This is a genomic window from Bradyrhizobium sp. GW821-FHT12B03 (genome assembly GCF_058807535.1).
Window position 1 is genome coordinate 255,817 of record NZ_JBXAQU010000003.1, and the last position, 20,983, is coordinate 276,799.

Below are 20,983 nucleotides of genomic sequence, written 5' to 3' on the forward strand. Positions count from 1 at the left end.
AGGCGACATGGTCTGCTCCTCTACAACGTACTCATATCGTCTGGCACTTCACCGAATTTTTTGATGACCTCTGCATCGCCGAAGTTGCCTGTTGCGGGATCTCCCGTCCGACTGAAGGCCACGGCTCCAACATGCCCTGGCTTGCGCGATAGAGCTTCCGCCCGCACGACGACCGCGACCGGGTTGAAGCACTCCGTCGGTTCGCCGGCCGCAATGCCATCGTCGGCGACGACGAACGGCAGCGCCACGAAGTAGGTTACTTCCGTCATGGTTCGCTCCTAGCCGGAATAGGTGTGAAATCTTCCGCGCACATAGGCGTGGGAGACAGCCTTCATCAATTCACCGACCTCGGTTTTCAAATATTCATTCGCGACAATCAGCGCGCGGATGGTCGACCGCATGTCGCCCCCGCACGCAGCAATGGCTTGATCGACCGCAGCCTCCAGTTCGTCCGCGTCCTGTGCGTTCGGTTGTGAACCAGAGGACATGACGCTGTTCCAGGTTGACCGGCGAGGGCCTATGTTCCTATTTTGTTCTCATGGAGTCAAGCCGCCGTTTCAAGCCACCCTGGACCCTGATCCGGGAGAATTCCGAGCGCTACGTGGTCCGGGACGCCAATGGCGTGACGGTGGCCTGGCTGTTTTGCCGCGACGATTCACAGCGTTACAGCTTTGGTGTCAGCAAGCTCACATCGGAGGAAGCCCGCCGGATTGGAAAGGCCATCAGCCGTATTCCCGAGTTCATGACGCAGCGTCAGGGCTTTCATCCGCGTGGGGGCGGGCCGCGCTGGCGGGCCGATCGGCCCTATCATGTCGCCCTGGAGGACACTTACATTCGCGCCCACTGGGCCGAAATTGACGCGCTTTGCAGGCTCAACAGCCTGCCGTTCAACTCAACCGGCGAGACCATCCAGAGCGACGGGGTGTGGAAAGTCTACGAGTTCACCTGGCAGATGGACGCCATCCTGTTCTGGGATCGCTTCAAGGGCCGTTGGCTGCGCGGCACCGAGTTTCATTATCCCGAACGCCCGACCAATCTGCCGTCCTTGAAACCGCTTCAGAACTGGCCGAAGTTCAACCCGCGCGACACACGGTGAAAATCGCAGGATCACGGATGTGTAATCTCTATTCGATCTCGACCAACCAGGAGGCCATCATCAGGCTCTTTCGCGTGATGAACCGCTATGTCGGCAACCTGCCGTCGATGCCTGGCGTGTTTCCAGATTATCCGGCTCCCGTGGTGCGCAACGCGGCTGCCGATCGTGAACTGGTCATGATGCGCTGGGGCATGCCGTCACCGCCGCGTGCCGGCGGTTTCCCGTTTACGAATATTCGCAACACCACATCACCACACTGGCGCGGCTGGCTGAAGCCGGAGAGCCGCTGTCTGGTTCCGGCCAACAGCTTCGCCGAATATGCGCCTGAGCCCAATCCTGCGACCGGCAAGAAGGATGTCGTGTGGTTCGCCCTGAACGACGACCGGCCCCTGTTCGCTTTCGGCGGACTTTGGACCGAATTCAAAGGTGACCGCGGGACCAAATCAAAGCCGATCCCCGGACCTCACCTTGTTTACGGCTTTCTGACCACCGCGCCCAATGCGGTCGTCGAACCGATCCATCCCAAGGCCATGCCGGTCATCCTGACGACCGACGAAGAACGCGACGTATGGATGCGGGCGCCGTGGGACGAGGCCAAGGTCTTGCAGCGGCCACTGCCGGATGACGCCTTGCGGATTGTGGCCCGTGGCGCCGATAAGGAAGACCGCGCGGCGGCGTGAGAAAGTGGTGCGACAGGTGCGGCTGCGCCCACGCCATAGCTTCAAATAAATCATGATCGTGGGCGCGTCCGCATTCGCGGACCAGGCTCTCGTGAACCGCGCCGCAAGAGCGTCGCGGCCATGCGGCATCGATCCTTCGCGCAAGAGCAGATCATGCCCACCGGGGCAGAAACGAAAAACCGGACCTTTATGCAGTAGCCATCTGCACAAAGGTCCGGCCTTATCTTGCTTTGCCGCGATACTGGACGGCTGCAAAGGACACTTCATATCCTTTGGGAGAGGTTCCGCTTTGCGTCCGGGTTGCGACCCGGAGGCGCAATCTCTCAGTCGTGGATGCGACTACTTCTTTTTCTTTGAGGTCTTCTTTGCCACCTTCTTGGTGGCTGCCTTCGCGGTCTTCTTTTCCTTCTTCGCTTTCTTGGCCATGTCGTCCTCTGTAAAAAACTCGCTCAGTGAACATGCGCACGCCGTGGATCGACATGCACAACATTGAGACGATATCACAAATGCAAAATTAATGCCAACGCATCGTGAAGTCGTTCTTGAGTCGCTCGCCGGAGGCACTCGCTCGCGGGCCCCGCCGTCATTACATGCCGGCGTCGCTATCACTGTCCCGCGTTCGGGTGCCTTGTTAACCGGTCTCGCGACTGCAGTCGGTCCCGCGTCCCGCCGCGTTCCGCGTCGGCGCTATGCTGACGCTCCTGCGGCTGCCTCTTTCTCCCGGGCATGGCTTGCACCAACCAACAGGTCTCTTCCTTTCGCAGGAAGCTAATGGGCTCCGCCCCTCGCGCGCACCAGGGTGAAGCGCCGGCAAACGCCGGCGCCGACCCGAGCGGTATCCCCGGTCTTCCGCGCTTCCTCAGATCCTGAATCGTCGCGACCAGTCATGCGCTTGTGCAGACCCGCTCTTCGAGCGGCCCTAAGGGCGGGCGATCCCCCTCCACTCGGGTCGCCCTGGCACTTGCTACCCCCGGTCTCGCCGACGGGCAGGGGCGCAGGCGCAGGCGCGCTCTGCGCCCCTAACCCAAAGGAGATCAATCATGTCGGCCAAGCACGCAGAAAACATTGTGGAGAGCGGGACGGAGGTATTCATCCCGCTCAACAAGCTCAAGAAGTCCCCAAAGAACGCCCGCAAGACGCCGCACAGCGAGGCGGCGATCGAAGCCTATGCGGCGAGCATCGCCGCGAAGGGCATTTTGCAAAATCTGGTCGTCGAACCGGAATTGGACGGCGATGGTGCCGCTACCGGCTTCTATTCCGTCACCATCGGCGAGGGCAGGCGGCTTGCCCAGCTTCTGCGGGTGAAGCGCAAGGAGATCAAGAAGACCGAGCCGATCCGCTGTATCGTCGATACGGCGAACGACCCGCACGAGATCAGCCTTGACGAAAACGTCACCCGGGAAAACATGCATCCCGCCGATCAGTTCGAGGCGTTCAAGAAGCTCGCCGATGAACGCGGTTTCGGCGCAGAGGAGATCGCGGCCCGGTTCGGCGTCACGCCGCACGTGGTGCGCCAGCGCCTGCGCTTGGGTGCGGTCTCGCCCAAGCTGATGGAAATCTATCGCAACGGCGATCTGGCGCTCGACCAGTTGATGGCCTTTGCGATCACCGAGGACCATGCCCGGCAGGAAGCCGCGTTCGAGCGGCTGTCCTATAACCGGGACGCCAGCACGATCCGCCGCCTGCTCACCGAAACCCATGTCGCCGCGACGGATCGCCGCGCGATCTTTGTCGGCCCAGAAAAGTATACGGAGGTTGGCGGTACGATCCTGCGCGACCTCTTCACCGAGGATCGCGGTGGCTATTTCGAGGACGTGGCGCTTCTCGATATGCTGGTCTTGGCGAAACTCGGGCGGGAGGCCAATGCCCTGATGGAGGCAGAGGGGTGGAAATGGGCGCAAGTCTTCCTCGACTACCCCCACAGCCACGGTCTACGCAGGACTTATCCGCAGCCGGTTGACCTTTCGGCGGAAGATCAAGCAGCCTTGGATGTCGCGCAGTCCGAATTCAACGGCCTGACGGAGCAATATGAGAGCGCCGAAGAACTGCCCGATGAGGTCGATGCGCGTTTCGGCGAGCTTGAGGCCGAGATCGAGCGGCTTGAGGCGAAACGCGTGGCTTACGACCCCGCCGACATCGTCCGATGCGGGGCCTTCGTCATCCTCGGCCATGATGGGTCGTTGCGGGTTGAACGCGGTTTTATCCTGGCCGAGGACGAGAAACCGGAGCCGGAAACGCAGAACAGGAGCGACGAAGGGGAGGTCGATGACACTGCCAGTGAGGACGGAGGAACCGGCCCGAACCAAGAGCCGGGTCGTGAGACCTTGGATGCGGAAGATGAAAACGACGATCACAAGCCGCTATCGGATATCCTGATCCGCGATCTCACGGCGCATCGTACCCTTGGGCTTCGCCTCGCCTTGGGTGAGCACCCGGAAGTCGCCGTCGTTGCCGTCACCCATGCGTTTGCTGCGCAAATCTTCTATCGCGGCGCGGACGCCCACGTCCTCGATATCCGCCCGGTCAGTACGGTGCTGGCCTCCCATGCGGATGGTATCGAGGACACCAAAGCGGGGAGGGCGTGGGCGGATCGTCACACGCGTTGGGCGGCGCAGATGCCGCGCGACGCGGCCGATCTGTGGGCTTTTGTCGTGGAGCTTGACCATGACAGCCGCATGGCCTTGTTTGCGCATTGCGTTGCGCTCACGATCAACGCCGTGAGACTGCCGTCGGAGCGTAGGCCCCGTGCGGTGGCGACGGCGGACAGGTTGTCGGAGGCCGTGTCGCTCGACATGACCGCGTATTGGAGGCCGACCGTGCGGACCTATCTCGGTCGTGTCACCAAGCCGCACATTCTTGCCGCCGTGCGGGAAGCGGTCAGCGATGAGGCCGCTGACCGGATGGCGGACATGAAGAAGCACGACATGGCGGAAGCCGCCGAGCAGGCGCTTGTCGGAACCGGCTGGCTGCCCACGTTGATGCGGACGCCGCGAGCCGGCCAAGAGCCTGCCGAACACCCGCAGGCGGATGCCGTCACGGAGTCTAACCCCGACGCGTACTCTGTCGCCGCCGAGTAAACGACAAGCCGGGACCGCTCGCGCGGTCCCAGCTTGTCATGGTGCGACCTTCGAAATTTGGCCGCGCGCCTTTGGGCGCGCGGCCAACCTCATGATACTCATGCCGTCGACCGGGTGCATTCTTTAACGAAGGCTAGACGCTTTTTGGCTCGAAGCCCGTGGGGGAAGGGCGTGTTGTGGTTAGCGCCCGTTAACCCCGCTTTCGAAGAAGTGGCGGGCGTCGATCCGGTTCGATCAGTCGCCGTTGCGGCGGGACCAGATCAGCGTGGAGCTGTCGTCGCCCTCACCCTTCACCAGCGAGGCGTAGATCGGGGCGGACCTATCGGCCATCTCTGACATCGAGATCGCAAGTTCGACTCCGCGGGTTCTGGGTCGAAGGCGGCGCGGTCGGTCCCGCCGCGATACGAAATCCTACGCCATCGTTCGTTGGGTCACGCCTTCGCCTTTCGGCGATGCGCGGACGCACGTCTTTGTGCGACCGGTGATCCCTATCCTTGTGCGCCGACGATGATGGCAGTCATGGTGGTCTCCATCAGTCTGTTTGATGGGGCGCGTCCCACGCAACCTCGAATGGACGGATCAAGCCCGAGGGGCGGCTTCGCCTCGATCGCCTTCCCGCAACGGCTACGCCGGCTTTTTTCCCCTACCGCGAAGTGGCGGCATTCCTCGCGAGGCAAAAAAGCCGTCTACCGCCGTCCTCCGCTGCGCTGCGGGCCTCACGGCTGCGGGCCGATCGCTCCCCGGGCCAAGGACCGCCATCGAGGCTGCGATGGTCGCGGCCCGACAACAGAACGGAGACCACCATGGCTACCATCGGAACCTTCACCGCAGCGGACAACGGCTACACCGGATCGGTCAAGACGCTCACGCTCAATGTCAAGGCGAAGTTCGTCGCGACCGAGAAGGACAACGACAAGGCGCCCGACTATCGCATCTTCGCCGGCGCCACCGAGTTCGGCGCCGCCTGGAAGAAGACCGCGCGGGAGACCGATCGCGAATATCTCTCGGTCAAACTCGACGACCCGAGCTTCCCGGCCCCGATCTACGCCTCGCTGGTGAAGGGTGAGGGCGACGACAGCTTCACGCTGATCTGGTCCCGCCGCAACGGCGACTGATCCAACCGGATCGACAGACCCCGCCTCCTCGGAGGTGGGGTTTTTCCTGCGCTCATGACCACAACGACGCAGCAAGAAGGGCAGGGAAGGCCTTCGGCCTCCTTGTTCGCATATTGGCCGCTAAGGGCTCCGCCCTCGCGCGCGCAAGGGTGAAGCGCCGGAGCCGGCGCCGGCCGGAGTGGTCTCCCCGGTCTTCCGCGCCATCGCAGAATCGTCATGAAGCCATGAGCGCCAGGCGCGTGCAGACGCGCGCTTGTCGCGCGCCCCCCTTGGGCGGGTGATCCCCCTCCACTCCGGCCGCCCTTGCCCTTGCTACCCCGGTCTCGCCGACGGGCAGGGTTGCAGCGCAGCGCTGCGCTTTAACCCAGCCCCAAAGGAGAACGAGCGATGACGATGATGACCCTGACCCAGAACGAACAGCCTGTTTCCGGCGGCTTTCGCGTGGATGTATCGCGCGGCCAGCGTGTTAGCCGCGTGTCGTCGGAATGGTTTTCGCGGCCAGACGACGAGCGATATCTGAACTTACCTGACTTATACGATGCTGTCCGCAGCCGCGCTGAGCACGCGCAAGCGCGGACGGTGGAGAGCCGGGCCATCAGGGTGGAGGCAAGCCGCGACAGTGTCGAGCGGCTGGCCTTGATCGTGCCGGGACGTACCGAGCCGGTGGCCCCGACCCATTGGAGCTTTGGGCAGTTGTGCACCCTTGTCGGGACACCAACATCGTATCTGCGACAACTCCCGGCAACGCTGTCAGGTATCAATCTGCAACATGGCCTGCTGACGCATCGCGCGGAACTTGTGAAGACCTTGGAAGCCGATGTCGGCCGTGTCGAGCTTCGCGCCGTGACCGGCCCTGACTACGGCCGTATCTGGGACCATGAGCTCGTTGCCGCCGTGATGAAGATTGCAGGCAATGGCACGGGCGATGCGCGGTGGAAGGTGCCGGGTGTGCTGGATTGGGCCACCATGACCCATAATCCCTTCGTGGACGTCACGAAGGACACCACAACGCTCTACGCCAGCGATCGGGACGTGTTCCTGTTTCTGGTTGACGATACCAACCCGATCGAGGCGGGGCGCTTGGCGGACGGATCACCGGATTTGTATTTCCGGGGATTTTACTGCTGGAACAGCGAGGTGGGGAGCAAGACGCTTGGCATCGCAAGCTTCTATCTCCGCGCCGTCTGCATGAACCGCAATCTGTGGGGCGTCGAGAATTTCGAGGAAATCACGATCCGGCACTCGAAATTCGCCGCGCAACGTTTTGCGTATGAGGCCGCACCAGCGCTGACGAGCTTTGCCAATTCCTCTCCTGCGCCATTTGTGGCCGGTATCAAGGCCGCACGGGAGCGGATCGTTGCCCGCACCGACGAGGACCGGGAGAGCTTTCTCCGCAGGGGCGGGTTTTCCAAGTCAGAGACGACGAAGGTCATCGAGACCGTTCTAGGCGAGGAAAACCGCAAGCCTGAAAGCATCTTTGATTTCGTGCAGGGGATTACGGCGCTTGCCCGCACCAAATCTCATCAGGATGCGAGGCTTGAACTGGAGGGGAAGGCAAAACGCTTGATGGAACGCGCGATCTGAGACGCAAGCCGCGCAATCGGGATCGGTTGCGCGGCTACTTCCCGGTAGCCTATGCGTCGCCGCCGGACCGGCAAGCCGGACCGGCGGCGATGACGCGTGTCCGCGTCCGGCGCTCGCCGGGCCTTCGGCCCGGCTCGCGAAAGTGAGAGCCTACAACTATCGCGATAGGCTTCAGATCCAATTACTTCCGTTTGGCAGGCTTAGTTCTATCGGTTCGCGCCTCTTCATCCGGCAGAACGAGATCGACGTGACTAACGCCCAATGTGCTGGCGAGCTCAAACAGGGTTACGACCGTCGGGTTACGGCGGCCGCGCTCCAAATCACTGATGTATTGTTGGGTAAAGCCGGACACTTCGGCGAACTTCTCCTGCGTGAAGCGCTTCTGCTTCCGCAGTCTTGCGAAATTCCGACCGACTAACTTGCGCATGTCCATGCGCGCAAATTGCGGCTTTACATACTATGAGGTTTATCTCCTATAATATGTATTTGGTTCGGCCCGCTGGTCGCTTTGGCCGGAATAAGGCTAAAGTGAGACGTGGGATCAATGGCGTCAGTGTCATTCGTTGTTCGCTGGGAGATTCATGAAGAAGCCGGAGCTAGACCCAGACGTCGCGGATGTCGCGCCAACCGATTCGGCGCTGACGACCTATGACCAGCAGCATGTCGTGACGTACGCGCGCCTTTTGCAGGCCGAAAGCGAAGGGGCTGACTGGCGAGAGGTCGCGCGAGTAGTCTTGCATATCGATCCAGAGCACGAACTTGATCGTGCGTGGAATGCATACCTGAGTCATCTGCAGCGCGCTAAGTGGGTTACCGAACAGGGCCGTCTCTTGCGCGGTGCCGGGTCGAATTAGAAGAAATTCGCCGACCAAGTGTCCGTCGAGAACATAGTTTTCTCCAGCTGATTGGTGGTCATCTCTGGGCACCACGTGGTGCCAAAGTAGGGGCTTCCTGCAACCCAATCGATCAGAATTATTGCGCCGCAATCCTCGTTAGCTACGTGAATGGGGCGGAAGCAATGCCTGAACTAGACTGGCGGTCGCCGGAATCTTACAAGAGCCTGCAAAATGCTGAAATCACCGACATCGCCTGGGAATGTCTGCGTCGTAATGTCGACTATCGACGTGACTACGAAGCGATGATCGCCAACAGTCCGGATGGCGAGGTAACCACGGAATTTAGGAGGAGGTGGGGCATCTGCTTTCGCGCATGACCCCCAAGGGTCCTGTGGCGAGCAGACCATCTTTTGGGCGCCTGAGGTTCTGCCAACTGTCGTTCCAGTCGCAGCGACGTCGTCGCCCCATAAGGGTGAGACGCCTCAGCCGCTGCTAGATCTTACAGCCGGTCAAGTGCGGCGCGCCTCCGATGGGTGGCACGCCATCCTTCGTGTCGGCGCAGTCGGGCATCGTGTCTGGCTGAAAAAGCCGCCAGCTATCGGCGCCGACTACGTGGCGGAGCTGCCGTTTGACGGCGATTTCGACGCACGCGCGTACGCTGCCCGACGGCTGTGGCGCGCAATGAATGGGCGCACGCCGGGGCCTGCTTTTCATGAGCTATCCAAACAAAGGCGCGAGCGGCTAGGCGCAGCCATTCGCGCGCTTGACGCTCGTGCAGCCGACAGCACTTATCGTGAGATCGCCGAAGCGCTGTTCGGCAAGAAGCGCATCCCGGATCACGCGTGGAAAACGCACGATCTCCGCAATCGAACCATCCGTCTTGTGCAAAGCGGCCTCGCATTGATGCGCGGCGGCTATCGCGATCTTCTGCGGCCCAAGCGCAGAGACAAGTAGTGCTTCTCCGGGGGTATCGAAAGTCCACCCCCCGATCATCGGCATCCCCCTGCGAGGGTCTGCTCCTCCATGATGACCGCACACCCGCCGGCACCACCGCCGGTACGCGTTGTCACCACAGAGTTTTCAAATGCCCGATCCAATAGCCGGCTTACCCCCGCGATTCCTGCGCACGCCAGAGGCTGCGCGATATCTGGGCCTTTCCGGCCGCACCCTCGAAAAGCACCGGACGTACGGCACAGGACCGACCTATCGGAAGATTGGCGGTCGCGTCGTCTACGCGCTGGACGATCTGAAAGCGTGGGCCGATCTCGGCGCCAAGACGTCGACCTCCGATCCCGGCAAGGGCACGGTACTGCCCGCCAAAAAACATCCGACCCTGCGCCCGTATGCGGGCCAGGAACGCCGCTAATTGCCAAAAAGGACAATGGCGATGCGGCGCAAATACCTGTCCGAGCGCGATCAGCTTGAGCTTTTTCGTGCGTTGCCCGGCGATTTGGCGCCGCGCGACGCACAGGATCTGATGGCCTATCCGTTCTTTTCTCTCGCAAAGACCAAGCGAGTTGTTCCGATTGATTTCCGTGCTGGCGTAATCTCCATTCGTGTCGAGGCCGTGCCGGAACACGGGATGGCAACCATCTGGGATGCCGATGTCCTGATCTGGGCCGCGTCGCAGATCGTCGAAGCGCGGGACGCGGGCTTGAAGACCTCGCGCCTGATGGGTGCAACTCCCTACGAGATTCTGACGTTCGTCGGCCGCGGAACCAGCGCGCGCGATTATGATCGATTGAAAGCTGGTCTCGACAGATTGCAATCAACGACCGTGCTGACCTCGATCCGTCAGCCTGCAGAGCGGCGGCGACACCGGTTCTCCTGGATCAACGAGTGGAAGGAGACGGCGGACGCAAACGGACGCCCGTTCGGTATCGAACTGATCTTGCCTGATTGGTTCTATGCCGGCGTGATCGATGATGCGCTCGTGCTCACCATTGATCGCGCGTATTTCGATCTGACGGGTGGACTTGAGCGCTGGCTTTACCGGCTCGTGCGCAAGCACGGCGGCCGCCAGGAGGGCGGCTGGAGTTTTGATCTTGTGCACCTCCATGCCAAGTCCGGCAGCCTCTCGCCACTCAAGCATTTTGCGTACGACGTGCGCCAGATCGTCCAGCGGCAGACGTTGCCCGGCTACCAACTGGTGCTCACGCGCGACCCCAATGGCGCCGAGCGATTGAATTTCGCGCTCACACCCGTCGATCCATTCACCAAGCGGCTTTGCCGGCGCGGTCTCATTCCGAAGTCGGGAGATAGCCTGTGAATCAGCTCGTGCTATCGGGGACCACAACCCTCGTGCCATCAGGGACCGGATCCTCGTGCTATCGGGGACCAAAATCGGGCCTAAGTCCTTGTCTCCTAGCGCGTTCCAGCCGCCGTAACTTTACTAACCAGAAATCCTTCGGATTTCTTCTAACGGACCGCGCCATTCGCGCTGCCGGGAATAACCACCAACATCCATCCGCCAGTTCTGCCCCGCCTCGCCTGTCGAGGACGACGACGATGCGCTGTCGCAAGCGCGCTCCAGCCGGGCAATGGGATCATCTTTCAAGCTCGGAGCGTCTCATGAGCGACCTCACCGAAGTCGAACTCCTTTGGCTCGAGAAGCGCATTGAGAACCGCATTCGCTTCGGACGTGCTGTCGAGGAGAAGATCCTCGATCGCCGCCGGCGGCTGCTGTCATTTGCGCCAGGCAGCATCTTTGCGTTCGTTCGCTGGACGTCGAGCGACTTCGGAACCGCGATCTCGCGGATGGACATCCTGCGCGCGGTCGCGCCGGGACAGCGGTGCTCGACCGTGCCCTATGTAAAGCCGGGCGGTGAGATTCTTTTACGGCTGTCCGGCTGGCCGAAAGTCGAACGGGCGCTCCAGTTGATCGATGCCGTCGAAGCACTGGACATCAATCCGGCAGACGCTGCACCGGACTATTGGCATCACGTTCACAACCGGCTGTCCGTCAATGAGAACCCGCGCCCTTACACGAAAGCGCGTCACCAGGCGTGGCTTCACCGGCAGAGGGTCATGCGATGACCAGCCGGTTCAAGACGCTGACCGCAATGCTCGGCTGTGCCGCGGCTCTTATCGCGCCAATCGTTCTGGAGATCACGCCGATCTACATCTGGAATGCATCCGAGAGCCTACCGCTCGGCCTCTATCGTTTGCGACCGTTTGACAACCTGTTCGTCACGGAACTCCTCGCCGTACGGCCACCGGAGCCGCTTGCGACCTTCCTAGACCTGAACGGTTATCTGCCGGCCGGGGTGCCGATGCTTAAACGCGTGCTGGCGCTTCCGGGGCAGACCGTCTGCCGAAGCGGGCTCACAGTTTCTGTCGATGCGATCGAAATGGGGAAGGCGCGGGAGCGCGATGGCCGCGGCCGGCCGCTCCCGAAATGGCAGGGCTGCCGCGTCGTCGGCGAGGGCGAACTCTTTGTCATGAACTGGCAGTCCGCGGACTCGCTGGATGGCCGCTATTTCGGGTTCTTGCCGACATCGGCCGTGATTGGCCGAGCGTTCCCTGTGTGGACTTGGGAGGACTGACCGTGCGCGTGTTGGGAGTTCGATCTGCCATTCCTCTGTTCGACCGAGTGCGGCACCATTCCTCCGTCCCGACCAACGATTGCGCAGCCGTCGCGCGTAGCGGCGGTCCAGGGCGGCCGAAAGGCCGGCGCGAAGCAGCTTTACCCTGGACGGGGGCGAGCACGGCGGCATGCTTGTGCTTGTTCGAGAGGAGCCTGCGCGCAGTCGTACCGTTGTTCGTTGCGGTGATCGTGAGTAACGCTACTGCTGTCGCCGAAATGCGACCCGCGGACCCTCCCGCAACGTATGCGACTAGCGATCTATTTGCGGATTTCGTCGAAGACGCCTCGCGTCGCTTCGGCGTTCCGGTTCGCTGGATACGCGCAGTCATAGACGTCGAAAGCGCCGGAGACGTGCGCGCCAGGTCATCGAAAGGTGCCATGGGGCTGATGCAGATCATGCCAGAGACGTGGGCGGAGTTATGTCTGCGGTACGACCTCGGCAACGATCCCTACGATCCCCATGACAACATTCTTGCGGGTACCGCGTACCTGCGCGAACTGCGCGACCGGTACGGTGCGCCGGGCTTCCTTGCAGCCTACAACGCGGGGCCTGCTCGTTATGAGGAGCATCTTGCCGGCCGTCCATTGCCAGCCGAGACCCAGGCCTATTTGGACAAGCTTGGGCTGGTGGTCGGCAGCGACATCGCAGGTTCCAAGGCCGTTGCGAAGCTGCAGCCATCGGCAGCGGTGCTCTTCGTTGTGCGGTCTGAAAGCTCAAAGACGGCTGCACGGCTGCAGCCTGCGCGCCCGCCGAACCGGGCGCCGACGGCCGCTTCCGCTCACGACATCTCGGCCATCGTGCCACAGGCGACAGGGTTGTTCGTCGCGAGATCTGATGCGGGAGGCCCGCGATGACCGATGCGCAAGCTCGCAAGCATTGGCGTGTTCTGGAGAGGAACGGACGCAATGGAGAGAGCAGTGGGGAATCACGAGTAAGCGTCCGGCGGCTGCACATCGGGCAGCTCGTGATATCAGTCGTCAGTTTCCAGGTCCGCGGGCGCCCCGTGACGGACATTCGGTTTGCATTCGAAATGCTGCAACACGATCATGACGCTAAGAATTTCGGGTTTGCTACTGAAGGACCGTCGCTCACGCGGCAAGAGTTCGCGGAGGAGCGCGATAATAACGTGCTGATGGCATGCGGGCGATGCCTTCGGCCCGCGCTCTACTCGTCGCTTCGCTCCTCACCGAGCCACCCTACGGGTGTCTCGGCCCTTCGGGTAACGATCGCTATCGCAAACGCTCGCAAACGGTGGGGGCTTCGCAAGTCAACTGCCAAGTCGCGGCGGCTCTTTCGCAATGAACAGCCAGCCGACGTGTTCTGGCAAACGCTATTGGAGGATCCACCAAACACGACGGCAGGACGGCGAGATAAAAGGGGCTCGCCGGTCGAACCGCAAGCCATTGGCATGGCTTGGGTTCTACCGTGCCGGTCGGTCGGGGCGCGTGCCGCGCCATGCATTTTGAGTAATGCAATCAAGGACATTTTCGGCACTGTAGGCGCTTTTGCTCGTTTGGAGGCCCCGCTGTGACCACAGGCGACAGCGAACTGCGCATTCGACCCGGGCGGATCCGAAGCACCCGCGCTCCGAAGCCGAAGAGCTTCATCAACCAGGTGCTACGCGCCGCGAAGAAAGCCGGACACACCTCGGGTCAAGCTGCGGCTGGCAAGCGTTCTACGGCTTACGGGCGCTCGACGTTTGGCCGCGGCAGACTCGCGTTTAGCCGCAGCCGGTTGTTCAGCACGACACGGCGCGTCGTGGTGAAAGCGCGCGTTGTCCGTCACAAAGGACGAGCCTTCCGCTCGGCGCCGCTGTCGACCCATCTTTCATACCTTAAGCGGGATGGCGTGACCCGGAGTGGCGAGCGGGCCGAGATGTTCGATGCCGGCAGCGACCGTGCCGATAGTGCGGCTTTCGCGGAGCGGTGCGAGGACGATCGGCATCATTTTCGGTTCATCGTCTCGCCCGAGGATGCCGGCGAGATGACCGACCTCAGAGCTTTCAGCCGCGACTTGGCCAGGCAGATGGAGATCGACCTCGGCACGCGGCTCGACTGGGTGGCTGTCGATCACTGGAACACAGACAACCCTCACGTCCATCTTCTCGTTCGAGGAATCGATGAGGAGGGCACTGATCTCGTCATTTCCCGCGACTACATCAGCCGGGGTTTGCGCTCGCGAGCCGAGGAGCTTGTCTCCATCGAACTCGGCCCAAAGCCGGAGCATGAAATCCGCAATTCGCTGGAGAGCGAAGTCACGGCAGAGCGATGGACGCGGCTCGATCAGGAGATCCGGTTGGCAGCGGATGAAACTGGCTACGTCGATCTTCGTCCCGTGAATCCCGGCAGCTCTGATCCTGAGATCCGGCGCCTGATGGTTGGCCGCCTTCAGCATCTGGAAAAGATGGGCCTCGCTGCACCAGCTGCATCAGGGGAATGGATGGTGGGGCTCGAGGCCGAGCGTAATCTCCGCGATTTGGGAATGCGCGGCGATATCATCAAGACCATGCATCGCGCCTTCGCCGAGCGCGGGGAAGCGCGCGGCGTTTCCGACTACGTCATCGAAAGTGGACAGCCGACGTCCCAGACCATCGGACGGCTGGTCGATCTGGGATTGCATGACGAGCTGACCGGTGAGACCTATGCCGTGATCGACGGAACAGACGGACGCGCGCACCACGTCCGCTTCCGGGGGATAGAGGCCCTCGAACATGCACCGCCGGTCGGGGGGATCGTTGAAGTGCGACGCTTCGGTCAAGCCGGCGATCTGCGTCCCACCGTGGTACTTGCGTCCCGAGCGGATCTCGATCTCGGTGAACAGATCACCGCGAAAGGGGCGACCTGGCTCGACCACCGCCTGGTCGAGCGTGATCCGATGCCACTCGCTATGGGCGGATTCGGCCGCGAGACCCGCGATGCCATGGAAGCGCGTGCCGAGCACCTGGTTCGGGAAGGTCTGGCACGGCGGCAGGGACAGCGCATTATCCTGCAGCGCGACCTCCTGGACACGCTGCGCCGACGCGAGCTGGACGAGATGGGAACAAGGATCGCTGCCGACACCGGGCTCCCGCACGTGAAGGGGGCTTCGGGTGAACACGTGGCGGGCACCTATCGCCAGCGCCTGACGCTCGCCTCGGGACGCTTCGCCATGATCGATGACGGGCTCGGCTTCCAGCTCGTGCCCTGGTCGCGCGAGCTCGAAAAGAGGATCGGCCAGCACGTCACCGGCATCGTAAAGGACGGCGGCGGCATTGAATGGGGTTTTGGCCGCAAGCGCGACCTGGGCCTTTAGCTGGAGCTCGCCAATTCATTTGCGCAAAGGATGTTCGGGATGTCCGCAACCAAAATCCTCTGGGGACAAGTGATCGTTGTCGGTCTGATCGTCTTGCTCGCCATCTGGGGAGCAACCGAGTGGACCGCCTGGCGGCTCGCCTTCCAACCGGAGCTTGGTCGCCCCTGGTTCGAATTGTCCGGCTGGAAGATTTATTACCCGCCGATCTTCTTCTGGTGGTGGTTCGTCTACGACGCCTATGCGCCTCAGGTCTTTGTCGAGGGTGCGTTCATTGCCGCGTCGGGAACCTTCATTTCGATCGCGGTGGCGATCGGCATGTCGGTCTGGCGGGCGCGCGAGGCCACGAATGTCGAGACCTATGGCTCGGCACGCTGGGCCGATCCGCGAGAGGTCAGAGCGGCCGGACTTCTTAGCCCGGATGGCGTCGTGCTGGGAAAGCTAGAGCATGAATACCTTCGCCATGATGGACCGGAGCACGTGTTGTGCTTTGCTCCTACCAGGTCCGGCAAAGGCGTCGGGCTTGTGGTTCCGTCGCTGCTGACCTGGCCGGGTTCAGCTATCGTCCACGACATCAAGGGAGAGAACTGGCAACTGACTGCCGGTTTCCGCTCGCAGCACGGCCGCGTCCTGTTGTTCGACCCGACCAACCCAAAGTCGTCAGCCTACAATCCGCTGCTGGAGGTCCGGCGCGGGGAGTGGGAGGTGCGCGACGTCCAGAACGTAGCCGACGTCCTGGTTGACCCAGAGGGTTCACTCGACAAGCGGAACCATTGGGAGAAGACCAGTCATTCGCTCCTGGTCGGCGCCATCCTCCATGTCCTCTATGCCGAGGCGGACAAGACCTTGGCCGGCGTCGCCGCCTTCCTGTCAGACCCGAAGCGGCCGATCGAGGCGACGTTGAAGGCGATGATGACCACGCCGCACCTTGGCGAGCACGGCGCTCATCCAGTGGTAGCTTCGACTGCGCGCGAACTCCTCAACAAATCAGAGAATGAACGCTCCGGCGTCCTGTCCACCGCGATGTCATTCCTCGGACTTTACCGCGATCCCGTCGTGGCCAAGGTGACCCGCCAGTGCGACTGGCGGATTGCAGATCTGATCGCCGATATCAGCCCGACGTCGCTTTACCTCGTGGTGCCGCCTTCCGACATCTCGCGCACCAAGCCCTTAATCCGTCTCGTGCTGAACCAGATCGGACGGCGCTTGACCGAGGACTTGCTCGCCAGCGACCGCCAGCACCGTGTTCTGATGATGCTCGACGAGTTCCCGGCGCTGGGGCGGCTTGACTTCTTCGAGTCCGCGCTCGCGTTCATGGCGGGCTATGGCATCAAGAGTTTTTTGATCGCGCAATCGCTTAATCAGATCGAGAAGGCCTATGGATCGAACAACGCCATTCTCGATAACTGCCACGTTCGCGTCAGCTTCGCGACCAATGACGAGCGGACCGCAAAGCGGGTGTCCGACGCGCTGGGTACGGCGACCGAAATGCGGGCGATGAAGAACTATGCCGGGCACAGGTTGAACCCCTGGCTGGGGCACCTCATGGTCTCGCGGCAGGAAACCGCGAGGCCGCTGCTCACCCCCGGTGAGGTCATGCAGCTTCCACCGCGAGACGAAATCGTCATGGTGGCGGGCACGCCGCCGATCCGGGCCAAGAAGGTCCGCTACTATGAGGATCGGCGTTTCACCGAGCGGATCTTGCCGCCACCCGATCCTGCGGCCTCCGGCCGGTCATCGCGAACCGATGGATGGTCGACGCTTGGAACGCTCACGCCGGCGACGCTTCCTACCGACCGAGCAGAGCAGGCAGGAGAAGACACGGCCAACAGCGGTCTTCGCCGTGAGCCTGAACTCCCTGATCATGTCGCCATCGTCAAGGAGACGACGGAGCTGACGCCTACAGAAGAATTTGCCGCCGTTCTTGACGATGACGAGGATGCCGTCCGCCAGTCTCGACTTCTTCGTCAGCAGATGCGCGGCGTCGCCCGTCAGGTCTCCATGGACCCGAACGATGGCATGGAACTGTGAGGCATCCATGCGTGACCGGATGAACGTTTATTTCCCGCCGGAGCTTCTAAAGCAGATCACGGACCTTGCCGATCGCAGGAAGCTTTCCCGGTCCGCCATCGTGGAAGCGGCAGTCGCTTCATTTCTGTCACCAGATGGATTGGACAGGCAGGAGGCGGCATTTACCCGTCGGCTGGACCGGCTGTCGCGTCAGATGCAGAGGCTGGAGCGTGACGTTGGTTTGACGGCCGAGACCCTAGCCCTATTCATCCGGTTCTGGCTGACGATCACGCCCCCGTTGCCCAACGACGCGCAGGCCGCGGCGCAACTGAAGGGTCGGGAGCGCTTTGAAGGCTTTGTCGAAGCGCTGGGCCGCCGTTTGCAAAAGGGGCAGAGTTTCCTGCGGGAGATTCCAGAAGATATCGTTCGTCAGGAGACGGACAGTCAAACCTGATTGAACGCGTCGGCTAGCCATTTCGCCGGTCCTTCTTTTTCTACGCCAGCCCACGACCGCAGCAATTTAGCCGAGCCGACAAAAAGCTGGACGCGCTATCGGCTCGAATGAGCTGAACGAGCAAGAAGGGCCAGCATGCAAATCTCAATGGCATGGCGCCTCATCGCGCGCGTTTTTCTCCCATTTGCTGCCGGATACTATCTCTCATACCTGTTCCGAACGATCAACGCTCTGATCTCGGGCCATCTCATCACGGATACTGGGCTCGATACTGCCGACCTCGGGTTACTCACGTCAGTCTACTTCCTGGTCTTCGCGGCGGCCCAGATCCCCATCGGTATCTTGTTGGACCGCTTTGGCCCGCGTCGCGTCCAAAGTGCATTGCTCTTGGTCGCCGCCGTAGGTGCCGGACTATTCGCGAGGTCCACAGGCTTGCCGTCGCTCTTGATTTCGCGAGCAATGATTGGCCTTGGGGTGGCAGCCGCGCTGACGGCCGGGTTGAAATCCATTGTTCTCTGGTTTCCCAGGGAAAGGGTGGCCTTGCTGAACGGCTACATGATCATGCTGGGGTCGCTGGGAGCAGTGACCGCCACGGTACCCGCCGAGCATTTGCTCGCCTGGATGGGCTGGCGACAGCTCTTTGAAATCCTGGCGGCCGCGACCGGTGTCACCTCCGTGCTCATCTACATCGTGGTCCCTGAACGTGTCATCGTCCCATCAATAGGATCAGTCCCCGCCACCCTTCGCTCCGTTTTTGGCGACAGCCGCTTCTGGCGAATTGCCCCGTTGTCGGCGACGTGCGTGGGTTCAGCCTGGTCCCTGCAGGGACTGTGGGCGGCACCGTGGCTGGCGGACGTAGAGGGAGTTGATCGTGAGAGGCTCGTCGGACAGCTGTTCATCATGTCGATCGTACTTTGCGGCGGTGCCTGGTTGTTCGGCACAACGGTCCATTGCATCAGACGAAGGGGAGCCGGTGCGGAGACAATAGTGGCAGTGGTTGCGATGCTCTTCATCGCAGCCGAGCTTGCCTTGATCCTGCGAGTGCCTTTTCCGTCCATTTTGCCGTGGTCCGTCGTCGCAATTGTCGGAACAGCGACCGTGGTCAGCTTCGCCGTGATAGCTGATTACTTTCCGCCAGAGCTCGCCGGTCGCGCCAACGGTGCCTTGAACCTGCTGCACTTCGGTTGGGCATTCCTGGCCCAATACGGGACGGGCCTGATTCTGGAGCAATGGTCCACGGAGAGCGGCCATAGGAGCATCCTGGCCTATCAGGTCGCGTTTGGTTTCAACGTGGCGGTGCAGATCGTGGCGTTCGTTTGGTTCGCGCTACCTTGGGTCCGATCCTTCGCCCGGTGGATCGGTTCAATTACCCTCTTCACGCGGGTTAGCGTTTCCGTCGCTGTCGAACCGGTCATTTCGCATGAGCAAATGGTCGTACTAATGCCGGTGGATGGCGATGCGGAGTGGTGACCCGCGACCCGCGACGTTGCGTGTAAGGCCTTCTCGCCGAGCGCTGATCAAGACTCATCGCTATCGAACTGGTCGTTCGAGCGTGCGTCAAATAACCGTTGCCGTCTTTCTTTTTCTACGCCGGTCTACGATCACCGAAAGCGCTTGTTGCGCTAGGTCGATTGGTGGCTTTCTTAATCATCCCACCTGAGGACGCTCTTTAGACGTCCTCATTCGGTGGGGGCGGCGGTGGCAATCCATTCGTTTCAATCGGAGGCGAATTCGCGCGGCGCGCGAATGCTTCGTAGTGCGCTTGGCACGGCGATTGCGGGCTACCTGGAAGATGACGCGATCATCGAGGTCATGCTCAATCCAGATGGGCGGTTGTGGATTGATCGGCTGTCGAGTGGACTCACTGATACCGGCGAAACCTTGTCTGCGGCGGACGGCGAGCGCATCGTTCGTCTGGTGGCGCACCATGTAGGCGCGGAGGTGCATGCAGGCTCGCCACGCGTCTCTGCCGAACTGCCCGGGACCGGTGAGCGCTTCGAAGGCCTCTTGCCTCCAGTCGTTGCGGCTCCAGCCTTCGCTATCCGCAAGCCCGCGGTCGCCGTGTTCACACTCGACGACTATGTCGCCGCGGGAACCATGACATCGGATCAGGCCAGCGCCTTAAGGGCTGCGGTCGCCGCGCGCAAGAACATCCTCGTAGCTGGTGGCACGTCGACTGGCAAGACCACGTTGACCAACGCGCTTCTGGCCGAGGTGGCAAAGACCTCCGATCGGGTCGTGCTGATTGAAGATACCCGCGAACTTCAGTGTAAGGCGCCCAATCTTGTCGCCCTGCGGACCAAGGACGGCGTAGCAACCCTATCTGACCTTGTCCGATCCTCGCTTCGACTGCGTCCTGACCGCATCCCGATCGGCGAGGTCCGCGGCGCCGAAGCGCTCGACTTGCTCAAGGCCTGGGGCACCGGTCACCCCGGTGGCATCGGCACCATCCATGCTGGTACCGCGCTCGGTGCTCTGCGGCGGCTCGAGCAGCTCATCCAGGAAGCGGTCATAACGGTTCCGCGCGCCCTGATCGCGGAGACCATCAACCTCATCGCCGTGCTTGCCGGCCGCGGTACCGATCGTCGCCTCGCCGAACTCGCCCTCGTCTCGGGGCTTGGGTCCGCCGGCGACTACAGCCTTTCACCAGCAGGAGACTGACATGCGTCTGCAATTTCGCTTTCTTCGAGAAGCCGCTTCGTTGGCAGCTTCTGGCACGGTCCTTCTGACGACGGCGCCGGCTTGGGCGGCTGGCTCGAACATGCCGTGGGAGCAGCCACTCAATCAAATCCTGCAGTCAGTCGAGGGTCCAGTCGCGAAGATCATCGCCGTCATCATCATCGTCGTCACCGGCCTCACGCTCGCATTCGGCGATTCCTCCGGTGGCTTCCGCAGATTGATCCAGATCGTGTTTGGTCTGTCGATCGCGTTCGCGGCCTCGAGCTTCTTTCTGTCGTTCTTCTCCTTCGGCGGCGGCGTGGTGATCTGATGGATGACCCTGTCGCGGGTTTTGTCGTTCCCGTTCACCGCGCGCTCACCGAGCCGATCCTGATGGGCGGTGCGCCGCGATCGGTCGCGATCGTCAACGGCACGTTGGCAGCCGCCCTCGGACTTGGACTGCGGCTGTGGATCGCGGGTCTGGTCCTCTGGTTCATCGGTCACATGGCCGCCGTCTGGGCCGCCAAGCGCGATCCCGCCTTCGTCGATGTGGTGCGCCGACATCTGCGCATTCCCGGTCATCTTAACGCCTGAGCTC

The 20,983-nt window shown here is 61.8% G+C and carries 24 protein-coding genes; 20 read left to right on the forward strand and 4 right to left on the reverse strand.

The genetic code is table 11. The features are described 5' to 3' along the window. Positions 1–20: 20 nt before the first annotated feature. Both AC1RUR_RS08265 and AC1RUR_RS08270 read right to left on the reverse strand, forming a co-directional pair. On the reverse strand, positions 21–269 hold the full coding sequence (locus tag AC1RUR_RS08265; RefSeq protein ID WP_492842631.1) for a hypothetical protein: 249 nt from the start codon (positions 267–269) through the stop codon (positions 21–23). Positions 270–278: 9 nt separating this feature from the next. Further along, on the reverse strand, positions 279–488 hold the full coding sequence (locus tag AC1RUR_RS08270) for a hypothetical protein (RefSeq protein ID WP_492842633.1): 210 nt from the start codon (positions 486–488) through the stop codon (positions 279–281). 14 nt (positions 489–502) lie between these two features. On the opposite strand from AC1RUR_RS08270, the gene AC1RUR_RS08275 reads away from it, so the two are divergent. Continuing rightward, on the forward strand, positions 503–1,096 hold the full coding sequence (locus tag AC1RUR_RS08275) for a hypothetical protein (protein WP_492842635.1): 594 nt from the start codon (positions 503–505) through the stop codon (positions 1,094–1,096). Between the two features lie 17 nt (positions 1,097–1,113). Further along, positions 1,114–1,776, forward strand: a complete 663-nt coding sequence (locus tag AC1RUR_RS08280) for an SOS response-associated peptidase (protein ID WP_492843146.1) — start codon at positions 1,114–1,116, stop codon at positions 1,774–1,776. A gap of 220 nt (positions 1,777–1,996) precedes the next feature. On the opposite strand, the gene AC1RUR_RS08285 is transcribed toward AC1RUR_RS08280, so the two are convergent. After that, positions 1,997–2,257 (reverse strand): hypothetical protein, encoded by a 261-nt coding sequence (locus tag AC1RUR_RS08285; protein ID WP_492842637.1) that lies wholly within the window; start codon positions 2,255–2,257, stop codon positions 1,997–1,999. Between the two features lie 559 nt (positions 2,258–2,816). Between AC1RUR_RS08285 and AC1RUR_RS08290 the strand changes: the two genes are divergently transcribed. The 3 genes from AC1RUR_RS08290 (at position 2,817) to AC1RUR_RS08300 (ending at position 7,552) form a co-directional block, all read left to right on the forward strand. Then, positions 2,817–4,853 carry a ParB/RepB/Spo0J family partition protein gene (locus AC1RUR_RS08290; protein ID WP_492842639.1) on the forward strand — a complete coding sequence of 679 codons (2,037 nt, stop codon included), beginning with the start codon at positions 2,817–2,819 and terminating at the stop codon, positions 4,851–4,853. An 803-nt stretch (positions 4,854–5,656) separates the two neighbouring features. Then, a complete protein-coding gene (locus AC1RUR_RS08295; RefSeq protein ID WP_100175901.1) occupies positions 5,657–5,968 on the forward strand; it encodes a DUF736 domain-containing protein in 312 nt (103 codons plus the stop codon). A 393-nt stretch (positions 5,969–6,361) separates the two neighbouring features. Next, positions 6,362–7,552: a DUF932 domain-containing protein gene (locus AC1RUR_RS08300; RefSeq protein WP_492843148.1), complete on the forward strand. Its 1,191-nt coding sequence runs from the start codon at positions 6,362–6,364 to the stop codon at positions 7,550–7,552. A gap of 181 nt (positions 7,553–7,733) precedes the next feature. Here AC1RUR_RS08300 and AC1RUR_RS08305 read toward each other — a convergent pair whose 3' ends face one another. Next, entirely contained in the window at positions 7,734–7,985 is a 252-nt protein-coding gene (locus AC1RUR_RS08305; protein WP_492842641.1) for a helix-turn-helix domain-containing protein, read from the reverse strand. Between the two features lie 148 nt (positions 7,986–8,133). Between AC1RUR_RS08305 and AC1RUR_RS08310 the strand changes: the two genes are divergently transcribed. The 15 genes from AC1RUR_RS08310 (at position 8,134) to AC1RUR_RS08380 (ending at position 20,979) form a co-directional block, all read left to right on the forward strand. Further along, positions 8,134–8,406 carry a DUF2285 domain-containing protein gene (locus AC1RUR_RS08310; protein WP_492842643.1) on the forward strand — a complete coding sequence of 91 codons (273 nt, stop codon included), beginning with the start codon at positions 8,134–8,136 and terminating at the stop codon, positions 8,404–8,406. A gap of 164 nt (positions 8,407–8,570) precedes the next feature. Then, positions 8,571–8,765 carry a transcriptional regulator domain-containing protein gene (locus AC1RUR_RS08315; RefSeq protein ID WP_492842645.1) on the forward strand — a complete coding sequence of 65 codons (195 nt, stop codon included), beginning with the start codon at positions 8,571–8,573 and terminating at the stop codon, positions 8,763–8,765. Between the two features lie 136 nt (positions 8,766–8,901). Then, on the forward strand, positions 8,902–9,342 hold the full coding sequence (locus AC1RUR_RS08320) for a DUF2285 domain-containing protein (protein ID WP_492842647.1): 441 nt from the start codon (positions 8,902–8,904) through the stop codon (positions 9,340–9,342). 130 nt (positions 9,343–9,472) lie between these two features. Then, positions 9,473–9,754, forward strand: a complete 282-nt coding sequence (locus tag AC1RUR_RS08325) for a helix-turn-helix transcriptional regulator (protein WP_492842649.1) — start codon at positions 9,473–9,475, stop codon at positions 9,752–9,754. A 21-nt stretch (positions 9,755–9,775) separates the two neighbouring features. Beyond that, positions 9,776–10,657, forward strand: coding sequence for a replication initiator protein A (locus tag AC1RUR_RS08330; protein ID WP_492842651.1), 882 nt, complete (start codon positions 9,776–9,778; stop codon positions 10,655–10,657). 302 nt (positions 10,658–10,959) lie between these two features. Continuing rightward, positions 10,960–11,424 (forward strand): DUF2840 domain-containing protein, encoded by a 465-nt coding sequence (locus AC1RUR_RS08335; protein WP_492842653.1) that lies wholly within the window; start codon positions 10,960–10,962, stop codon positions 11,422–11,424. Then, a complete protein-coding gene (locus AC1RUR_RS08340; RefSeq protein ID WP_492842655.1) occupies positions 11,421–11,933 on the forward strand; it encodes a S26 family signal peptidase in 513 nt (170 codons plus the stop codon). The genes AC1RUR_RS08335 and AC1RUR_RS08340 overlap by 4 nt, the downstream gene beginning before the upstream one ends. Before the next feature lie 179 nt (positions 11,934–12,112). Then, positions 12,113–12,829, forward strand: coding sequence for a lytic transglycosylase domain-containing protein (locus AC1RUR_RS08345; protein WP_492842657.1), 717 nt, complete (start codon positions 12,113–12,115; stop codon positions 12,827–12,829). Between the two features lie 673 nt (positions 12,830–13,502). Further along, positions 13,503–15,266: a relaxase/mobilization nuclease domain-containing protein gene (locus AC1RUR_RS08350; RefSeq protein WP_492842659.1), complete on the forward strand. Its 1,764-nt coding sequence runs from the start codon at positions 13,503–13,505 to the stop codon at positions 15,264–15,266. A gap of 39 nt (positions 15,267–15,305) precedes the next feature. Next, positions 15,306–17,294 carry a conjugal transfer protein TraG gene (locus AC1RUR_RS08355; protein WP_492842661.1) on the forward strand — a complete coding sequence of 663 codons (1,989 nt, stop codon included), beginning with the start codon at positions 15,306–15,308 and terminating at the stop codon, positions 17,292–17,294. 7 nt (positions 17,295–17,301) lie between these two features. Beyond that, a complete protein-coding gene (locus AC1RUR_RS08360) occupies positions 17,302–17,727 on the forward strand; it encodes a ribbon-helix-helix domain-containing protein (protein ID WP_492842663.1) in 426 nt (141 codons plus the stop codon). Between the two features lie 135 nt (positions 17,728–17,862). Next, positions 17,863–19,197 carry an MFS transporter gene (locus AC1RUR_RS08365; RefSeq protein WP_492842665.1) on the forward strand — a complete coding sequence of 445 codons (1,335 nt, stop codon included), beginning with the start codon at positions 17,863–17,865 and terminating at the stop codon, positions 19,195–19,197. A gap of 276 nt (positions 19,198–19,473) precedes the next feature. After that, positions 19,474–20,388 (forward strand): P-type conjugative transfer ATPase TrbB, encoded by a 915-nt coding sequence (trbB, locus tag AC1RUR_RS08370; RefSeq protein WP_492843150.1) that lies wholly within the window; start codon positions 19,474–19,476, stop codon positions 20,386–20,388. Position 20,389: 1 nt separating this feature from the next. Further along, positions 20,390–20,716: a TrbC/VirB2 family type IV secretion system protein gene (locus AC1RUR_RS08375; RefSeq protein WP_165127947.1), complete on the forward strand. Its 327-nt coding sequence runs from the start codon at positions 20,390–20,392 to the stop codon at positions 20,714–20,716. Next, on the forward strand, positions 20,716–20,979 hold the full coding sequence (locus AC1RUR_RS08380; protein WP_492842668.1) for a VirB3 family type IV secretion system protein: 264 nt from the start codon (positions 20,716–20,718) through the stop codon (positions 20,977–20,979). The genes AC1RUR_RS08375 and AC1RUR_RS08380 overlap by 1 nt, the downstream gene beginning before the upstream one ends. The last annotated feature ends 4 nt before the right edge of the window (positions 20,980–20,983 follow it).

Coding starts and splice junctions, on each gene's coding strand:
- AC1RUR_RS08380 (WP_492842668.1), top strand. CDS start 20,716: ATGGATGACCCTGTCGCGGGTTTTGTCGTTCCCGTTCACCGCGCGCTC.
- AC1RUR_RS08295 (WP_100175901.1), top strand. CDS start 5,657: ATGGCTACCATCGGAACCTTCACCGCAGCGGACAACGGCTACACCGGA.
- AC1RUR_RS08280 (WP_492843146.1), top strand. CDS start 1,114: ATGTGTAATCTCTATTCGATCTCGACCAACCAGGAGGCCATCATCAGG.
- AC1RUR_RS08360 (WP_492842663.1), top strand. CDS start 17,302: ATGCGTGACCGGATGAACGTTTATTTCCCGCCGGAGCTTCTAAAGCAG.
- AC1RUR_RS08300 (WP_492843148.1), top strand. CDS start 6,362: ATGATGACCCTGACCCAGAACGAACAGCCTGTTTCCGGCGGCTTTCGC.
- AC1RUR_RS08305 (WP_492842641.1), bottom strand. CDS start 7,985: ATGGACATGCGCAAGTTAGTCGGTCGGAATTTCGCAAGACTGCGGAAG.
- AC1RUR_RS08330 (WP_492842651.1), top strand. CDS start 9,776: ATGCGGCGCAAATACCTGTCCGAGCGCGATCAGCTTGAGCTTTTTCGT.
- AC1RUR_RS08285 (WP_492842637.1), bottom strand. CDS start 2,257: ATGTCGATCCACGGCGTGCGCATGTTCACTGAGCGAGTTTTTTACAGA.
- AC1RUR_RS08290 (WP_492842639.1), top strand. CDS start 2,817: ATGTCGGCCAAGCACGCAGAAAACATTGTGGAGAGCGGGACGGAGGTA.
- AC1RUR_RS08270 (WP_492842633.1), bottom strand. CDS start 488: ATGTCCTCTGGTTCACAACCGAACGCACAGGACGCGGACGAACTGGAG.
- AC1RUR_RS08325 (WP_492842649.1), top strand. CDS start 9,473: ATGCCCGATCCAATAGCCGGCTTACCCCCGCGATTCCTGCGCACGCCA.
- AC1RUR_RS08375 (WP_165127947.1), top strand. CDS start 20,390: ATGCGTCTGCAATTTCGCTTTCTTCGAGAAGCCGCTTCGTTGGCAGCT.
- AC1RUR_RS08265 (WP_492842631.1), bottom strand. CDS start 269: ATGACGGAAGTAACCTACTTCGTGGCGCTGCCGTTCGTCGTCGCCGAC.
- AC1RUR_RS08335 (WP_492842653.1), top strand. CDS start 10,960: ATGAGCGACCTCACCGAAGTCGAACTCCTTTGGCTCGAGAAGCGCATT.
- AC1RUR_RS08310 (WP_492842643.1), top strand. CDS start 8,134: ATGAAGAAGCCGGAGCTAGACCCAGACGTCGCGGATGTCGCGCCAACC.
- trbB (WP_492843150.1), top strand. CDS start 19,474: ATGCTTCGTAGTGCGCTTGGCACGGCGATTGCGGGCTACCTGGAAGAT.
- AC1RUR_RS08315 (WP_492842645.1), top strand. CDS start 8,571: ATGCCTGAACTAGACTGGCGGTCGCCGGAATCTTACAAGAGCCTGCAA.
- AC1RUR_RS08340 (WP_492842655.1), top strand. CDS start 11,421: ATGACCAGCCGGTTCAAGACGCTGACCGCAATGCTCGGCTGTGCCGCG.
- AC1RUR_RS08355 (WP_492842661.1), top strand. CDS start 15,306: ATGTCCGCAACCAAAATCCTCTGGGGACAAGTGATCGTTGTCGGTCTG.
- AC1RUR_RS08365 (WP_492842665.1), top strand. CDS start 17,863: ATGCAAATCTCAATGGCATGGCGCCTCATCGCGCGCGTTTTTCTCCCA.